This window comes from Comamonas testosteroni, from assembly GCF_014076415.1.
Taxonomy (GTDB): Bacteria; Pseudomonadota; Gammaproteobacteria; order Burkholderiales; family Burkholderiaceae_C; genus Comamonas; species Comamonas testosteroni_F.
This window is the reverse complement of sequence record NZ_CP043568.1, coordinates 3905552-3922834: the sequence shown is the minus strand read 5'-3', so window position 1 is coordinate 3922834 and position 17283 is coordinate 3905552. Positions and strand designations below refer to the sequence as shown.

The 17283-nt window shown below is 59.1% G+C and carries 14 protein-coding genes and 1 tRNA gene; all 15 read left to right on the top strand.

What is annotated here, in order from left to right; translation table 11 throughout:
* Positions 1-76: 76 nt before the first annotated feature.
* The 15 genes from aceA to F0P97_RS17960 all read left to right on the top strand — a co-directional run bounded on the left by aceA (position 77) and on the right by F0P97_RS17960 (position 17195).
* Complete coding sequence (aceA, locus tag F0P97_RS18030; protein WP_003053566.1) at positions 77-1408, top strand: isocitrate lyase; 1332 nt, start codon at positions 77-79, stop codon at positions 1406-1408.
* Between the two features lie 321 nt (positions 1409-1729).
* Positions 1730-3649 (top strand): threonine--tRNA ligase, encoded by a 1920-nt coding sequence (thrS, locus tag F0P97_RS18025; protein ID WP_182283374.1) that lies wholly within the window; start codon positions 1730-1732, stop codon positions 3647-3649.
* 82 nt (positions 3650-3731) lie between these two features.
* Positions 3732-4364 carry a translation initiation factor IF-3 gene (gene infC, locus F0P97_RS18020; protein WP_182283373.1) on the top strand — a complete coding sequence of 211 codons (633 nt, stop codon included), beginning with the start codon at positions 3732-3734 and terminating at the stop codon, positions 4362-4364.
* Between the two features lie 193 nt (positions 4365-4557).
* Positions 4558-4761 carry a 50S ribosomal protein L35 gene (gene rpmI, locus F0P97_RS18015; RefSeq protein ID WP_003053571.1) on the top strand — a complete coding sequence of 68 codons (204 nt, stop codon included), beginning with the start codon at positions 4558-4560 and terminating at the stop codon, positions 4759-4761.
* Positions 4762-4787: 26 nt separating this feature from the next.
* Positions 4788-5147, top strand: a complete 360-nt coding sequence (gene rplT, locus F0P97_RS18010) for a 50S ribosomal protein L20 (protein ID WP_003053572.1) — start codon at positions 4788-4790, stop codon at positions 5145-5147.
* A 200-nt stretch (positions 5148-5347) separates the two neighbouring features.
* Positions 5348-6400, top strand: a complete 1053-nt coding sequence (pheS, locus tag F0P97_RS18005) for a phenylalanine--tRNA ligase subunit alpha (protein WP_003069975.1) — start codon at positions 5348-5350, stop codon at positions 6398-6400.
* 165 nt (positions 6401-6565) lie between these two features.
* Complete coding sequence (gene pheT / locus F0P97_RS18000; protein ID WP_182283372.1) at positions 6566-9037, top strand: phenylalanine--tRNA ligase subunit beta; 2472 nt, start codon at positions 6566-6568, stop codon at positions 9035-9037.
* 28 nt (positions 9038-9065) lie between these two features.
* Complete coding sequence (locus F0P97_RS17995; protein ID WP_003069978.1) at positions 9066-9392, top strand: integration host factor subunit alpha; 327 nt, start codon at positions 9066-9068, stop codon at positions 9390-9392.
* Between the two features lie 241 nt (positions 9393-9633).
* Positions 9634-10083 (top strand): MerR family transcriptional regulator, encoded by a 450-nt coding sequence (locus F0P97_RS17990; RefSeq protein ID WP_182283371.1) that lies wholly within the window; start codon positions 9634-9636, stop codon positions 10081-10083.
* Positions 10084-10113: 30 nt separating this feature from the next.
* Positions 10114-10190: transfer RNA gene (locus F0P97_RS17985), tRNA-Pro, on the top strand.
* 807 nt (positions 10191-10997) lie between these two features.
* A complete protein-coding gene (locus tag F0P97_RS17980) occupies positions 10998-12509 on the top strand; it encodes a TolC family outer membrane protein (RefSeq protein ID WP_182283370.1) in 1512 nt (503 codons plus the stop codon).
* 38 nt (positions 12510-12547) lie between these two features.
* A complete protein-coding gene (locus tag F0P97_RS17975) occupies positions 12548-12793 on the top strand; it encodes a hypothetical protein (protein ID WP_182283369.1) in 246 nt (81 codons plus the stop codon).
* A 182-nt stretch (positions 12794-12975) separates the two neighbouring features.
* Positions 12976-15114, top strand: coding sequence for a type I secretion system permease/ATPase (locus tag F0P97_RS17970; protein ID WP_182287240.1), 2139 nt, complete (start codon positions 12976-12978; stop codon positions 15112-15114).
* Positions 15111-16523, top strand: coding sequence for an HlyD family type I secretion periplasmic adaptor subunit (locus F0P97_RS17965; protein ID WP_182283368.1), 1413 nt, complete (start codon positions 15111-15113; stop codon positions 16521-16523). The genes F0P97_RS17970 and F0P97_RS17965 overlap by 4 nt, the downstream gene beginning before the upstream one ends.
* A gap of 33 nt (positions 16524-16556) precedes the next feature.
* A complete protein-coding gene (locus F0P97_RS17960; RefSeq protein ID WP_182283367.1) occupies positions 16557-17195 on the top strand; it encodes a response regulator transcription factor in 639 nt (212 codons plus the stop codon).
* The last annotated feature ends 88 nt before the right edge of the window (positions 17196-17283 follow it).

Genomic DNA, 17283 nt, shown 5'->3' with positions numbered 1-17283 from the left:
AAGAGCGTTGCAGACATAAAGTAGATCCCAAGGACGAACACCAATTCATCTTGTTTTAACCGCTAAGGAGTGCACCATGCCCCAATCCCTGACTCAGCAACTGAGCCGTGAACAGCAAATCGCAGCCCTCGAAAAAGACTGGGCACAGAACCCACGCTGGAAGAGCGTCAAGCGCGGCTACAGCGCTGCCGATGTGGTGCGTCTGCGTGGCAGCCTGCAGCCAGAGTACACGCTGGCCCAGCGCGGTGCCGAAGTGCTGTGGGACAAGATCAACGGCAGCTCGAAGAAGGGCTATGTGAACGCCTTCGGCGCCATCTCTGCAGGCCAGGCCATGCAGCAGGCCAAGGCCGGTCTGGAAGCCGTGTACCTGTCGGGCTGGCAAGTAGCTGCCGACGGCAACACCTCCGAGACCATGTACCCCGACCAGTCTCTGTACGCCTATGACTCCGTGCCCACCATGGTGCGCCGCATCAACAACACCTTCAAGCGCGCCGATGAAATCCAGTGGGGCAAGGGCATCAACCCTGGCGACAAGGAGTTCATCGACTACTTCCTGCCCATCGTGGCCGATGCGGAAGCCGGCTTCGGCGGCGTGCTCAACGCGTTCGAGCTGATGAAGAACATGATTCAGGCAGGTGCTGCCGGCGTGCACTTCGAAGACCAGCTGGCTGCCGTCAAGAAGTGCGGCCACATGGGTGGCAAGGTACTGGTGCCCACCCGCGAAGCGGTCGAGAAGCTGATTGCCGCCCGTTTTGCAGCCGACGTGATGGGCGTGCCCACCATTGTGCTGGCCCGTACCGATGCCGAAGCGGCCAATCTGATCACCAGCAACCATGACGAGAACGATATCCCGTTCCTGACTGGCGAGCGTACCCAGGAAGGCTTCTACCGCGTCAAGAACGGTCTGGAGCAATCCATCAGCCGTGGCGTGGCCTACGCTCCCTATGCGGATCTGGTGTGGTGCGAAACCGGTGTGCCCGATATCGGCTTTGCCCGCGAATTCGCCCAGGCCGTGCACGCAGCCTGCCCCGGCAAGCTGCTGAGCTACAACTGCTCGCCTTCGTTCAACTGGAAGAAGAACCTCAACGACAGCCAGATCGCTTCCTTCCAGGAAGACCTGTCCGCACTGGGTTACAAGTTCCAGTTCATCACGCTGGCCGGCATTCACAGCAACTGGTACAACACCTTCAAGTTCGCTCACGAGTACGCTCGCGGCGAAGGCATGAAGCACTACGTGGAAATGATCCAGGAGCCCGAATTCGCGGCACGTGACAAGGGCTACACCTTTGTCTCGCACCAGCAGGAAGTGGGCGCAGGTTACTTCGACGACGTGACCACCGTGATCCAGGGCGGCTCTTCCAGCGTCAAGGCGCTGACCGGTTCCACCGAGGAAGAGCAGTTCCATTGAGCCACGATGAATCGTGATTCTGTCTAGGTAAAAAAGGGGTTATGCGCCCGGGGCGAAAGTCTCGGGCGCTTTTTTGTTTGCCGGGTTAAAATGTCGCGACTTCAATTCACAAGGGCGAGAAAGGCATCAACGGTTATGACACCGCGAACTACATCGGAGATGTACTTCAGCTGCTGATGGCAGCTGGCGGTTCGCGCCTGCCCGAGATTTTTCGACACCCTCATCAAAGCGCGGACTGGTTCCGCGCTTTTTGCTTTCAGGCAACTCCAAAGCTCTGGCGCTGGCCCTCCCCCACACAAATTTGGTTTGACAAGGAATTTCATGATCAATATCACGCTCCCCGATGGCTCCAAGCGCGAATATCCGGGCCCGGTTTCGGTCGCTGAAGTCGCTGCTTCGATCGGCTCCGGCCTGGCCAAGGCCGCATTGGCCGGCAAGATCAACGGCAAGGTCGTGGACACCAGCTTTGTGATCGAACAGGATTCGCCGCTGTCCATCATTACCGCCAAGGATGCCGACGGTCTGGAGGTGATCCGCCACTCCACCGCTCACTTGCTGGCCTATGCTGTCAAGGAGCTGTTTCCCGATGCGCAGGTCACCATCGGTCCCGTTATCGAAAACGGCTTCTACTACGACTTCTCGTACAAGCGTCCCTTCACTCCCGAAGATCTGGCCGCCATCGAAAAGAAGATGACCGAGCTGGCGAACAAGGACGAGCAGGTGGTGCGCCGCGTGCTGCCGCGCGACGAGGCCGTGCAGTACTTCAAGGGCATCGGCGAAGCCTACAAGGCCGAGATCATTGCCAGTATCCCCAGCAACGAGGATGTGAGCCTGTACCGAGAAGGCGCTTTTGAAGATCTGTGCCGTGGTCCTCACGTGCCCAGCACCGGCAAGCTCAGGCACTTCAAGCTGATGAAGGTGGCAGGTGCCTACTGGCGCGGCGACCATCGCAACGAGATGCTGCAGCGCATCTACGGTACCGCCTGGGCGACCAAAGACGAGCTCAAGGACTATCTGTTCAGGTTGGAAGAGGCCGAGAAGCGCGACCACCGCAAGCTCGGGCGCGAACTCGATCTGTTCCACATCGACGAACACTCGCCCGGTACCGTGTTCTGGCATCCCAAGGGCTGGTCGGTCTGGCAGCAGGTCGAGCAGTACATGCGCCGCGTCTATCAGGACAACGGCTACCAGGAAGTCAAGGCTCCGCAGATTCTGGACAAGGGTCTGTGGGAGAAGACCGGCCACTGGGACAAGTACCGCGAAAACATGTTCACCACCGATTCGGAAAAGCGTGAATATGCCCTCAAGCCCATGAACTGTCCGGGCCACATCATCATCTTCAAGCAAGGCATCAAGAGCTATCGCGATCTGCCGCTGCGCTTCGGCGAATTCGGCAACTGCCACCGCAACGAGCCCACGGGCTCGCTGCACGGCATCATGCGCGTGCGTGCCTTCACGCAGGACGATGGTCACATCTTCTGTACCGAAGACCAGATCCAGGCCGAGGTGACGGCTTTCACCTCGCTGCTGCAGAAGGTGTATGCCGACTTTGGCTTCACCAACATCCTGTATCGCCTGTCTACCCGTCCCGAGAAGCGCATCGGCACCGATGAAGCCTGGGACAAGGCCGAGAACGCGCTGGCTGAAGGTCTGCGCGCATCGGGTTGCGAGTTCGAGTATCTGCCGGGCGAGGGTGCGTTCTACGGCCCGAAGATCGAGTACACCCTGAAGGATGCGCTGGGTCGCGAATGGCAGTGCGGCACCATCCAGGTGGACCCGAACATGCCCGAGCGTCTCGATGCGGAATTCGTGGGCGAGGACGGCGAGCGCCATCGACCCATCATGCTGCACCGCGCGATTCTGGGTTCGCTCGAGCGTTTCATCGGCATTTTGGTCGAGCATCACTCGGGCGCGCTGCCTGCCTGGCTGGCTCCCGTGCAGGCTGCCGTGCTCAATATCACGGACGCTCAGGCCGACTATGCGCAGGAAGTTGCGCAGAAGCTGCAAAAAGCATTGCCGAATCAAAGCCTTAGAGTGGTGACAGATCTGCGCAATGAAAAGATTACGTATAAAATACGCGAGCATTCCATGCAGAAGCTGCCCTACATCCTTGTCGCAGGCGACAAGGAGAAGGCTGCTGGTGCGGTTGCAGTGCGCGCCCGGGGTAACAAAGACCTCGGAGTGATGTCGGTCGATGCATTCATTGAATTGCTCGCCAAGGACATCGCGGCCAAGTCCTGAAGCAGATTAATTTTTGTGGCGGGCCGGTCAGCGTGCAAGGCACGCTAGCCGGCTACGCTGTTGTAGCCATTTCAATCCAAGGGTGAAAACCATAGCTACTGAATTTCGCGATCGGCGCCACCGTGAAGAGCGCAAGCATCGACTGAACCGAGAAATCATGGCGCCTGAAGTGCGTCTGTCTGGTCCCGACAACGAGCCTCTGGGCATCGTGCCGCTGCAAGAAGCGCTGCGCATGGCCGGCGAGTTGGATGTCGACCTGGTGGAAATTGCGGCCAACGCATCTCCTCCGGTCTGCCGTCTGATGGATTACGGCAAGTTCAAGTACCAGGAACAGAAGAAGGCTGCTGAAGCCAAGGCCAAGCAGACCGTCATCGAAATCAAGGAAGTGAAGTTCCGCCCTGGTACGGATGATGGTGACTACAACATCAAGCTGCGCAATATCCGCCGTTTCCTGGCGGAGGGCGACAAGTGCAAGATCACGCTGCGTTTCCGCGGCCGTGAAATCACGCACCAGCAGCTGGGTCTGAATCTGCTCAACCGTCTGCGCGACGACCTGGCCGATTCCATCCAGGTGGAGCAGTTCCCCAAGCTGGAAGGCCGTCAGATGATCATGATGGTTGCGCCGGCTCGTGCAGGCGGCAAGAAGCCTGCCGGTGGTACAAAACCACAGGCTGATGGTGCCGTAGCTGCACCTGAGGCTGCAGATAAGGCATAATTGCGGTTTTGCCTTGTCGGCAAAAGTGGGCTTGGCCCACTTTTGTTTTGTGCGGCAGATAAAGAATTTGCAGGCTTGCCTGCAAGACGTCAGCCCGGCCTGGCCGGACTGACAAACAAGTGCCTCGGAGGCCAGCGAAGTGTGTGCGGGTTGCACACCGCCTTGCGAGCACAAATTCAATAGGAGCATTCATATGCCCAAAATGAAGACCAAGAGCAGCGCGAAGAAGCGTTTTCGCGTTCGTCCCGGTGGTACCGTCAAGCGCGGTCAAGCCTTCAAGCGTCACATCTTGACCAAGAAGACCACGAAGAACAAGCGTCACCTGCGTGGCATTGTCAACGTGCATTCCGGCGATATGGGCTCCATCGCAAAGATGTTGCCTTCCGCAGGCCTGTAATTCACTGACGAACTAGGAGAAAACACATGCCTCGCGTCAAACGTGGTGTAACGGCTCGCGCCCGTCACAAAAAAGTTCTGAATCTGGCCAAGGGTTTCCGCGGTCGCCGTGGTAACGTCTTCCGCGTTGCCAAGCAAGCGGTCATGAAGGCTGGTCAATACGCCTACCGTGACCGTCGTACCAAGAAGCGCGTGTTCCGTCAGCTGTGGATCGCTCGTATCAACGCTGCTGCACGTGAACTGGGTCTGACTTACAGCCAATTCGCCAACGGCCTGAAGAAGGCTGCCATCGAAATCGACCGCAAGATGCTGGCCGATATCGCCGTGCACGACAAGGCTGCTTTTGCAGCTATCGTCGACCAAGTCAAGGCCAAGCTGGCTGCCTGAGGTCACGATCGGTAGTTACTCTTGTAGGACTTTTGCAGACAAGAATCCTCAAAGGCATTTGCCGATGGGCGAGCATCTTGCTTGAACCTGATTGCAGAAGTCGTGTCTTGTTCAGTAGCTGCTGATGCACAAACAGCAAGGGCTAGGGCTTGAAAAGGCACTAGCCCTTGTTTATTTTTACAAGTCGATAAAGAGTCGATATGAACGAGTTGGATTCTCTGGTCGAAAGCGCACAGCAACTGTTTGCGCAAGCCCACACCCCCGCTGATCTGGAAAATGCCAAGGCGCAGTTTCTGGGCAAGTCGGGCAAGATGACCGAGCTCATGAAGGGCATGGCGCAGCTTTCCGTCGAAGAGAAAAAGTCGCGCGGCGCTGCGATCAACGTGGCCAAGCAGGCGATCGAAGCGGCTCTGACCGCCCGCCGCAAGGCCCTGGCCGATGCCGAGCTGCAAGCCCATCTGAAGGCCGAGGTGCTGGATGTGACTCTGCCTGGTCGCCGTCGTGGCGCAGGAGGGCTGCACCCTGTCTCCATCACCATGGAGCGTATCGAGGGCATTTTCGGCTCCATGGGCTTTGACGTGGCCCAGGGCCCCGAGATCGAATCCGACTGGTTCAACTTCACGGCGCTGAACACGCCCGAAGACCATCCTGCGCGCTCCATGCACGACACCTTCTATGTCGAAGGCGGCACCCAGCACGCGCCCAATCTGCTGCGCACGCACACCAGCCCCATGCAGGTGCGCCATGCCGTGCAGCATGTGAAGAATTATCGCAACGCGCTCGACGCCGGCCAGACCATGCCCGAAATCCGCGTGATTGCCCCCGGCCGCACTTACCGTGTGGACTCGGATGCCACCCACTCGCCCATGTTCCACCAGTGCGAAGGCCTGTGGATCGGCGAGAACGTGAGCTTCAAGGACCTGAAGGTGGTGTTCACCGACTTCTGCAAGACCTTCTTCGAGCAGGATGATCTGGTGCTGCGCTTTCGCCCCAGCTTCTTCCCGTTCACCGAGCCTTCGGCCGAAATCGACATCCAGTTCCAGAGCGGCCCGCTGGCCGGCAAGTGGCTGGAAGTGGCGGGCTCCGGCCAGGTGCACCCCAATGTGGTGCGCAACATGGGGCTGGATCCCGAAAAATACATCGGCTTTGCCTTTGGCATGGGCCCCGACCGCCTGACCATGCTGCGTTATGGCGTGAACGACCTGCGCCTGTTCTTCGACGGCGACATCCGTTTCCTGTCGCAGTTTCAGTAATTGAAAAGTGAGCTGCTAGCGCATACTCTGAAACGATTTCAGATGGTTTTGATGATGAAATCTATATACGCCGAGCGCTGATAGCTCATCTTTTTGAAATACGCATGCCCAGCCAGTTGCAGACCGCCTGCGGTGCGACTGGCATGAACGCCAAAGAGTCTGACTATGCAATTTCCTGAATCCTGGTTGCGCGAATACTGCAACCCCAATCTGACCACCCAGCAACTGGCCGATACCCTGACCATGGCCGGTCTGGAAGTGGAAGTGCTGGATCCTGTGGCGCCTCCCTTCACCGGCATCGTGGTCGGTGAAATCAAGGAAGCCGTGCAGCACCCCGACGCCGACCGCCTGCGCGTATGTAAGGTAGATATTGGCCAGGTCGATGTGGACGGCCAGCCCGAGCTGCTGAACATCGTCTGCGGCGCGCCCAATGCGCGCGTGGGCATCCGCATTCCCTGCGCCACCGTGGGCGCCGAGCTGCCACCCGGTGCCGATGGCAAGCCCTTCAAGATCAAGATCGGCAAGCTGCGCGGCGTGCAGAGCTTTGGCATGCTGTGCTCGGCCAAGGAGCTGGGCATCGACGAAGACGCCAGCGGCCTGCTGGAGTTCCCCGCCGATGCGCCTCTGGGCCAGAACGTGCGCGAGTACCTGAACCTGGACGACACGCTGTTCACGCTGAAGTTGACGCCCAATCTGGCGCACTGCCTGAGCGTCTATGGCGTGGCTCGCGAGTTGTCGGCCTTGACCGGCACGCCGCTCAAAGCCTTGTCCTTCCCCGCTGCCGCTGTGGCTTCGCAAGACAAGCTGCCCGTCAAGATTGAAGCCCCCGACCTGTGCGGCCGCTTCTCTGGCCGCATCGTGCGCAATGTCAACACGCAAGTGAAGACGCCCCAGTGGATGGTGGACCGTCTGGCGCGCTGCGGCCAGCGCTCGGTCAGCCCGCTGGTGGACATCTCCAACTATGTGATGTTCGAGCTGGGCCGTCCCAGTCATATCTTCGATCTGGACAAGATCAGCGGCGGCCTGAATGTGCGTTGGGGCAAGGAGGGCGAAACGCTCAAGCTGCTCAATGGCAACACCATCAAGATCGACGATTTCCTGAAGGTCGGCGTGATTGCCGATGACAAGCAGGTCGAATCGCTGGCCGGCATCATGGGCGGCGACGCCACGGCCGTGTCCGACGGCACCAGGAACATCTACATCGAAGCTGCGTTCTGGTTCCCCAAGGCCGTGGCCGGCCGTTCGCGCCACTTCAACTTCTCGACCGATGCCGGTCACCGCTTCGAGCGCGGCGTGGACCCCGAGTTCACCACCGAGCACATCGAGCGCATCACTGCGCTGGTGCTGGAAATCTGCGGCACGCCCGAGACGCAGGTCGGTGCCATGGACGACCACCAGCCCAATATGCCCGCCTCCAAGGCCGTGCAACTGCGCGTGGCGCGTGCGGCCAAGGTCATCGGCATGGCCGTGACGCAGCAGCAATGCCTGGACGCCCTGAACGGCCTGGGTCTGCCCGCCTCCGTGGCTTCGGAAGGCGTGATTTCGGTGACTGCTCCTACCTTCCGCTTCGACATCAATCTGGAAGAAGATCTGATCGAGGAAGTGGCCCGCATGATCGGCTACGAAAACCTGCCGACCACCAAGCCGCTGGCCCCGATCTCGCCCAAGCTGCGCGCCGAGAACGAGCGCAGCCCCTATGCCGTGCGCCACGAGCTGGCGGGCCTGGGCTACCAGGAAACCATCAACTTCAGCTTTGTAGAAGAAAAGTGGGAGCAGGAGCTGGCCGGCAACAACAACGCCATCAAGCTGCTCAACCCCATCGCCAGCCATCTGAGCGTGATGCGTTCGTCCCTGCTGGGTTCGCTGCTGCAGGTGCTCAAGTTCAACGTGGACCGCAAGGCTCAGCGCGTGCGCGTGTTCGAGCTGGGTCGCGTGTTCTTCAAGGACGAGTCCGTGGTCGACTCCGACACCACCGTCAAGGGCTTTTATCAGCCCATGCGCGTGGCGGGTCTCGCCTGCGGCGCTGCCGACCAGCTGCAGTGGGGCAGGGCAGAAGCCAAGGTCGACTTCTACGACGTCAAGGGTGATGTGGAAGCACTGCTGGCTCCGGCCAAGCCCGTGTTCGAGCCTGCCGAGCACCCCGCCATGCACCCCGGCCGCTGCGCGCGCGTGCTGCTGGACGGCAAGGCCATCGGCTTTGTCGGTGAGCTGCACCCCCAATGGCGCCAGGAATGGGATCTGGCCCAGGCTCCCGTGATGTTCGAGCTGGAGCTCGATGCCGTGCTGGCCCGCCAGGTCCCTGTGTTCAAGCCCGTGGCCAAGCACCAGGCAGTGGAGCGCGACATTGCTGTGGTGGTCAAGGAAGCCGTGACCCACGCCCAGGTGATGGAGGCCGTACAGCAAGGTGTGCAGGGCGGCATTCTGCGCTCGGCCGTGTTGTTCGACGTATTCCGTCCCAAGAAGCTCAAGGCGGGCGAGGAGGCGGCGCCGGGCAGCCTGGCTCAGGACGAAAAGAGCCTGGCCGTGCGTCTGACGTTGGGCAGTGACACCGCGTCGCTGACCGATGCGGAAATCGAGGCCGCCATGCAGGGCACAATTGCGGCTCTGGTTGAACGCGTTGCGGCTCGTCTGCGCTGATATGTTCAATCCACAAGGAGATCGACCCATGGAGCTTGCCGTAGAGAGCATCGACAGCCCCGCGCTGACCAAGGCGCAGCTGGCCGATCTGCTGTTTGACGAAATCGGTCTGAACAAGCGCGAAGCCAAGGACATGGTGGATGCATTTTTCGACCTGATCTCGCAAAAGCTGGTGGACGGCGAAGATGTCAAGCTTTCGGGCTTCGGCAACTTCCAGATCCGTACCAAGGCGCCTCGGCCCGGTCGCAACCCGCGCACCGGCGAGCTGATTCCCATCGCTGCGCGCCGCGTGGTGACCTTCCATGCCAGCAGCAAGCTCAAGGAGCTGATCCAGGGCGAGAGTTCGGGGTCTTAAGGCGATTGGCACACGGCTGATGCACTGTCAAGCGGAGCATCGGTCACTGAAGAGCTGACAGTCTTGCGTCGCGCGCGGTGCAAGGTCCTGTCAGCTCTTCGCGCTATATTGCTAGGACTTGCGCAAACAGGAATGCATAGCGGGCATTTCTATCGACAAAACACCGTGGCTGATCCGGATTTGCGCAAATCGTGATTGCATATCTTTCACCCATTCCTTCACTGACCGCTTGCAACCAGCCATGGCTTCTTCTTTGCCAGCAATTCCCGCCAAGCGCTATTTCACCATCGGTGAAGTCGCGGATCTTTGCGACGTCAAGCCTCATGTGCTGCGTTATTGGGAGCAGGAGTTTGTGCAGCTCAAGCCCATGAAGCGTCGTGGCAACCGTCGCTACTACCAGCATCATGAGGTGTTGATGGTGCGTCGCATTCGCGAGCTGCTTTACGAGCAGGGCTTCACCATCAGCGGCGCACGAAACCGTCTGCGTGAACTGGTGACGGGTCACGGCAGGGCAGTCGAGCCGCAGCCGGTGCTTGTGCATCCGGCCCTGCCCCTGCGAGGTGAAGAGCTGGCGCAAAGCCATCTGCTGACTGCAATGCTGGAGCAGGGCCGCTCGGAGCCTGCAGGTGCAATGGGCATGGAGGAGGTCAAAGAAGAGCTTTTGCAGATCAGGGCGCTGCTTTCTCTTTGAAGTCGAATTTCTGTGTATAATTCAAGTCTTCGGAATGTAGCGCAGCCTGGTAGCGCACTTGCATGGGGTGCAAGGGGTCGCGAGTTCGAATCCCGCCATTCCGACCAATTAGACAAGGGCTTCTGACTATTCAGTCAGGAGCCCTTTTTCTATTGCGGCTCAATCCATTGTCAATTGTTCGATTAAGGCTTTGGACGTAGGCTGACTTCACTTTGGAACGCGTACGCTGCTATGGTTGCAGTGCCAGAAGCGGTATTGATTCTTAATTTCTTTGATATAAAGAAGAAATGAAAAGAATTGCCAATTCCCGGTAAAAAATTCGAAGTTCGGCTGGTTGAGTGGTTTTTTGAAACAAATCATTGCATGTCTTGTGCTAGATTTGCAACCGAATCCATTTGTTTGATGGTGTTGCCAGGAGATCTGCCATCAACGCACGGCTTCGCATGCAGGGTTATGCGTCAAGAACACCGGCCGGAAACCGGAGGCTCCGCCTTGCTATCGTGGAAAGGAACATCTCCAAATGCGCTGTGTCTAGCCTGTAGACGCTCCACAGCCTGTCCGCGCGATTTGTTTGGCCAAGGGGTTGGCGATGTCATCCCTTCACCACTGCCACGTGGTGGCTCGTCAAGCAAAAATAGTGAGTTTTTTCGATCAGGCAACAAGCTTGACCTGACCGTCAGTCTCCTGTGCGGTGTTGGCATGACGCCAAAGGCTGTGAGCACGAGAGTTACAGAATTCCATTTTGCGAGTTCTGAGGCCGTATGCGATGCCTTGTCGGGCGGCAGCGAGCCGATCCACATTAACAACCAGCTTCCGCGGGAACGATTTGTAGAAGTCGCACCGATTGCTCTCGCCAATTTGTTGGCGGGCCAGGCGTCGCATTGCCCTGTCGGAGTCAAACAAGAGGGATAACAATGAAATTCAGTCAGATTGCACAAGTGGTAGCCACTCTGGGTGTGGCCTCGTGGGCCATGGGGGGTATGGCTCAGACGACCATGAATGCGCAACAAGCCAACGAGCAGGGTGTTGCACTGCAAAAGGTTGTCGAGCAGGCACTGATGACTCATCCGGAAGTGCAGGCGCGCTTTCAGGATTTCACTTCGTCCGCTGAAGGTCAGAACGTGGCCCGGGGAGGTTGGCGTCCACAAGTCACCGCGCAAGGTTGGGTCGGTCGCGAGTGGCGCAGCCATATTCAGGATGCTCCATCGCAGAATTGGAATCGTCCGGGCTGGAACCTGCAGCTGCGTCAGTTGATCTTTGATGGTTTCACCACTAGCAGCAATATCCGTCAGTTGGGCTTTGAGAAGCTGGCCAAGTTCTACGATCTGCGCGCCACCACTGAAAATCTGGCCAATGATGTTGTCGCCGCCTACCTGGACGTGCAGCGTTATCGCGAAATGGAAAAGCTGGCCCGTGAGAATTTCGGCACGCACCAGGTGACGCTGGGGCAGTTGCGTGAACGCCAGCAGTCTGGCGTGGGCCGCGGTGTTGACCTGGAGCAGGCAAGTGGTCGTCTGTCGCTGGCGCAGACCAATCTGATGACCGAGAGCAACAACCTCAACGATGTGCTGCAGCGCTACCGCCGCGTGGTGGGGGAGTATCCTGCGGCCACGCTGGACCCGGTGCCCGATGTGAGTGCCAAGCTGCCAGCTTCCGGGGTGGCCAAGGATTTCGGCGAGTCGCTGCGCGCGAGTCCGCTGCTATTGTCGAAGCAGGCTCTGGTGCAGGCGGCAGAGGCCGGTCAGAAGGCTGCCAAGGGGGCGCATATGCCCAAGCTCGAGCTGCTGGCGTCCACGGGGCGTGATCGTGATCAGAACTCGCCAGCCTACTGGGATGTGCAGAGCTCGCGAGTGCAGCTGATGCTGACTTACAACCTGTATCGCGGTGGTGCGGACGAGGCACGCCTGCGTCAGACGATTGCCCAGGGCTATGCCGCACAGGACGTGCGCGATTACACCTGCCGCAACCTCCAGCAGGAGCTGTCGATTACCTGGAACAACATGGCCCGCCTGCGTCAGCAAACGCCGTTCCTGCGTGAGCATGTTCTTTCCACGGCCAAAGTCCGAGTGGCGTATCAGCAGCAATTCAAGATCGGTCAGCGTTCGCTGCTGGATCTGCTCAATACGGAAAACGAGTTGTTCGATGCCCAGCGCGCTCTGGTCAACGCTCAATATGACCTGAAAAAGGCCGAGTACCAGTGGCTGACTTTGTCCAGCCAAATTCTGCCTGTGCTGGGGCTTGCGCAGCCGCATGACGACAGCCGTCCGGATGAGCAGCAGGCGCTGAACTTGCCGGATGATCTGCTGCGTAGCTGCAAATCCTCGGTGCCGGACACCAGCAATCTGACGCCTGTGCCCGCCAGCGCGGCGGTTGATCTGGGAGCTCCAGCACAAGCGCCGGTATCTGGTGCGGCTGGCCGCCAGTGATAGCCGGTGGCGCCTGGCGCACCTTTTAGTGGGAGTTGATGAACAAGATGGATAAAAGCGATTCACCACCTTCGGAGCAGTCCTCCCGGCAGGAGTTGTCGGCACTGGATGCGGATTTCATCCGCGTTCTCGAGGACTTGATTGACGCCTTGCTTGCCAATGGGACTCTGCGCTTGACGGATCTTCCGCCGCAGGCGCTGGAGAAGCTGAACCAGCGCAAGCGGGCGCGCCAGCGTATGCGTAATTCGCTGGACTTGATTGATGACGACGAAGAGCTTTTATAGGTTGATTGTTGAAGATGAGCAGACCAGACTTTGAGCCTTCATTGGCATCGAGCAACGGTACGGATGCGACTCAGAAGGCCGGGCAAGGTTCTTTGCCGGAAGCCGCAGCGGCGGCGGAGCAGGCCGGCCCGGCCTTTCTGGGGGCGCGAAGCTCGGCGCGTAAACCGGCGGAGGGCTGGCGCATGCCGGCCCATGAGACCCATGCGGATCCCTTGCTGGATTGCCTGGTGCAGCTCACCAACCTGCATGGCAAGCCCTACACCGCGCAGGCACTGAGCAATGGTCTGCCGTTGGTGGATCAGCGCCTGACGCCTTCATTGCTGGCTCGGGCTGCGGCTCGCGCGCAGTTCAGCACGCGTATCGTGCAGCGCAGTCTTGACGATGTCCCTCAGGGCTTGCTGCCGGCAATTTTGATTCTCCATGGAGATCGTGCCTGTCTGTTGCTCAGAGCGCTGGAGAGCGGTCGCTTCCTGTTGCAATATCCGGAGTCGGAGGGGCCGGTCGAGGTAGAGGCCCAGGCTTTGCTGCAGGACTACTCGGGGCTGATGTGCTTTGTGCGTCCGCAGTTTCGCTTCGAGCCGCGCTCCGTGCAGCAAGGCTTGGAGCCTCGCAGCAGTCACTGGTTCTGGGCTGTGATTCTGGAGAATCGGCGCCTGTACCGCGATGCCTTGCTGGCAGCCGTACTCATCAATGTCTTCGCGCTGGCAATGCCCTTGTTCAGCATGAACGTGTATGACCGGGTCGTGCCCAACAACGCGGTGGAAACATTGTGGGTGCTGACTATCGGCATTTCTTTGGTGCTGATCTTCAACTTTGTGCTGACGACGACGCGTGCCTATGTCGTGGATGCCGCGAGCAAGCGTGTGGATGTGCAGTTGTCCGCGCAGATCATGGAGCGCGTTCTGGACTTGCGCATGGAGAGCCGACCCGCATCCGTTGGTTCGTTTGCGGCCAATCTGCGCTCGTTTGAATCGGTCCGTGACTTCATTGCGTCTGCAAGTCTTACGACCCTGGTGGATCTGCCTTTCGTGCTTCTGTTTCTGGTGGCGATTGCCTGGGTTTCGCCCTGGATGCTGATCCCGCCTGTGGTGGCGATCGCAGCGATCTTGCTGGTTTCCTTCTGGGCTCAGGCGCGCATGGAGAGTCTGACGCTCAAGACCTTTCAGGCTTCGTCTCAGCGCAACGCGCTGCTCGTGGAGTCGCTGACGAACCTGGAGGCGGTCAAGACGCTCAATGCCCAAAGCGGAGTGCAGCGTCTGTGGGAGAGCTCCACTCAGTACATCGCCTATATGGGGGGCAAGATCAAGTTCATCTCGTCCGGTACGGTGAACTTCGTTCAGACCTTGCAGCAACTGGTCACCATAGCGGTGGTCGTCATCGGCGTGTACCAGGTGCAGGATTCGGCGCTCTCCATGGGCGGCATCATTGCCGCCTCCATGATTGCAGGGCGTTGTCTGGCCCCCTTTGGTCAGGTGGCGGGGCTGATGATGCAGTTTCACAATGCGCGCACCTCGCTCAATTCCATTGACAACTATATGAAGATGCCGGTCGAGCACGAAGCTGAGCGCGAGTTCGTCTCACGTCCGGATCTGCGTGGCGCCATCGAGTTTCGCAATGTCAGCTTCAGCTATCCGGGAAGCGAGCAGGCCAGTCTTTCGGGGGTGAGCTTCTCGCTTCGACCCGGAGAACGGGTTGGCATCATTGGGCGTATCGGTTCAGGCAAAACCACGCTTGAAAAACTGGTCCTGGGCCTGTATCAGCCCAGTGAAGGCTCGGTTCTCATCGATGGCATGGATGCCCGCCAGATAGACCCGGTGGATCTGCGTCGGGCCATCGGGCATGTGCCTCAGGACCCGATGCTGTTCTATGGCAGCTTGAAGCACAACTTGCTGGTGGGGGCTCCATTTGCGGATGAGACAGACATGCTGCATGCGGCCCGCATCGCGGGTGTGGATGATTTTGCGGCGCGCAATCCCAAGGGCTACGACATGTTGGTTGGCGAGCGGGGCGAGTCACTTTCTGGCGGCCAGCGTCAATCCATCGCTGTCGCTCGTGCCCTGATCAACGACCCGGCCATATTGCTGCTGGACGAGCCCAGCAGCAATCTGGACAACCAGAGCGAAGCACAACTCAAGCGTCGCCTGGAAGAGGCTTCCCAGGGCAAGACCATTTTGCTGGTCACGCATCGCACGGCCCTGTTGACCTTGGTTGACCGGCTGATCGTGATTGATGGCGGCAGAATTGTTGCCGATGGAGCCAAGGATCAGGTGATAGAGGCCCTGAAGCAGGGGCGGATTGGTGGAGTAGGAGGGCGAGCATGAGCGAGTCCAAACCAGAAAAAAAGCCGTCGCACTTCAAGGATGCGCTCAAGGCGCGCTGGACGCGACTGGAGCGGTGGCTGCTTGACGGCAGCGAGGTTGTCGGAACGCATCAGCCGGATGACCTCAAGGCAGATGCGCAGTGGGCTGCAGGGCAGCAGCAGGCGCGTGGTTCGCGTCTGTTGATATGGGTATCTCTGGTCACCGTGGTGGTTCTGCTGCTCTGGGCTTGCCTGGGGCGCATTGATGAAGTGGTGCGAGGCCAGGGCAAGGTGGTTCCTTCTCGTCAGGTTCAGGTGGTGCAGAGCCTGGATGGCGGCATCGTCAAGGAAATTCTGGTGCACCCCGGCGAGCATGTGGAGCAGGGCCAGGTCATCTTGCGCATCGATCCAACGCGCTACAGCTCGTCCCTGGGCGAGAACAAGGCCGAACTTCTGGCGTTGAAGGCGAAAGCCGCGCGTCTTCAGGCCCTTGCATCGGGCGAGCCTTTCAAGGCTCCGGAAGATGTGCAGGCTCTGGCACCTCAGCTGGTGGAGATGGAGCGGCGCATGTGGGAGAGCCGTTCCCAGGAGCTCAACACCAACGTCAATATTGCGCGTGACCAGTTGCGCCAACGTCAGCAAGAGCTGCGTGAAACCCAGGCCAACCGCGATCAGGCCTCGTCCAGCTGCAGTTTGACTTCAGAAGAGCTTTCGGTGACTCGCCCCTTGCTCAAGAGTGGAGCAGTGTCCGAAGTGGATTTGCTGCGCCTGCAGCGTGATGTGGCTCGCTTCTGTGGCGAGGCCAAGGCGGCCGGTGCGCAGATCGGGCGCATTCAGGCTGCGATTCAGGAAGCAGAGCGCAAGATTCAGGAGTCGGAGCTGAATATGCGCAATCAGTCTCGCTCCGAGCTCTCGGAAACCCAGGCCAAACTGGGGACCCTGGAGCAGGGCAAGGTGGCGCTGGAGGATCGCGTCAAGCTGGCCGAAGTGCGCGCACCCGTGCGCGGCACGGTCAACACCTTGATGGCGAATACCGTCGGCGGTGTTGTGCAGCCGGGCAAGGACATCCTGGACATCGTGCCGCTGGATGACACCTTGTTGATGGAAGTGCAGATCAATCCGCGCGATATCGGCTTCCTGCATTTTGGTCAGCAGGCTGAAGTGAAGTTCACTGCCTATGACTTTGCCATCTATGGAGGTCTGCAGGGGAAACTGGAGCAGATCGGTGCCAACACCGTTACCGACGAAAAGGGGAACTCCTTTTATGTCGTGAAGGTGCGCACGGAGAAGGCTCACGTGGGCGATGACTCGCGCCCCATCATTCCCGGTATGCAGGCCGAGGTGCATATCCTCACGGGCAAGCGCACCTTGATGCAGTATCTGCTCAAGCCGATTCTGCGTGCCAAGTCCAATGCATTGATCGAACGTTAGTTCATGGATCGCCAACAATTACAAAGGAACTCTATGAATGCCTTGCCTGTATTGATGCTGACTCAGGATGCCACGCTGTGGCAGGAATGGCAGCAGATCGCAGGCCCTCAGTGGATGCCTGCGCGCGGCCAGAGCCTGGCCGATTTGCAACGTTGGAAGCAGCAAGGTCGTAGTGTGGTGGTGCTGGATGCAGCCCTGCCATCCTTGCCAGAGTCGACTGCGGCCCGCTGGATTGAGCTGCTGAAGGATCTTCAGGTTCTGGTTCTCAGCAACCGCCCCAGCGATGAGGAGGGTCGAAACCTGCTGTCCCGCGGAGCATGTGGTTATGCCCATGCGCAATCGAGCCCGGAGGTGTTATCGCGGATGCTGCAAAGCATGGCTGGCGGCAACATCTGGCTTGGACGTTCTCTGTTGCAGCGCTTGTTGCGCGATGTGGACGCCCGTCTGCCTGAGCATGAGTCGGACTGGGCCGAACCATTGTCTGCACGCGAGCAGGAGGTTGCCCGCTATGCATCGCTGGGTGACAGCAATGCGGAGATTGCCGAACGCATGTCCATCAGCGAGCGTACTGTGCGGGCCCATCTGTCTGCTGTTTTTGAGAAACTGCAGGTACAGGATCGATTGATGCTGACATTGAAGGTTCACGGTATCGGGCGCAAGCAGCTGGCTTGAGCCTGATTTTTGGGTTACTGATGAATACCTAGTCACCTCTTTCCTCTGGAGTGCCTGTTGCTGAAAAGCCTGAAGCCTGCAATATGCA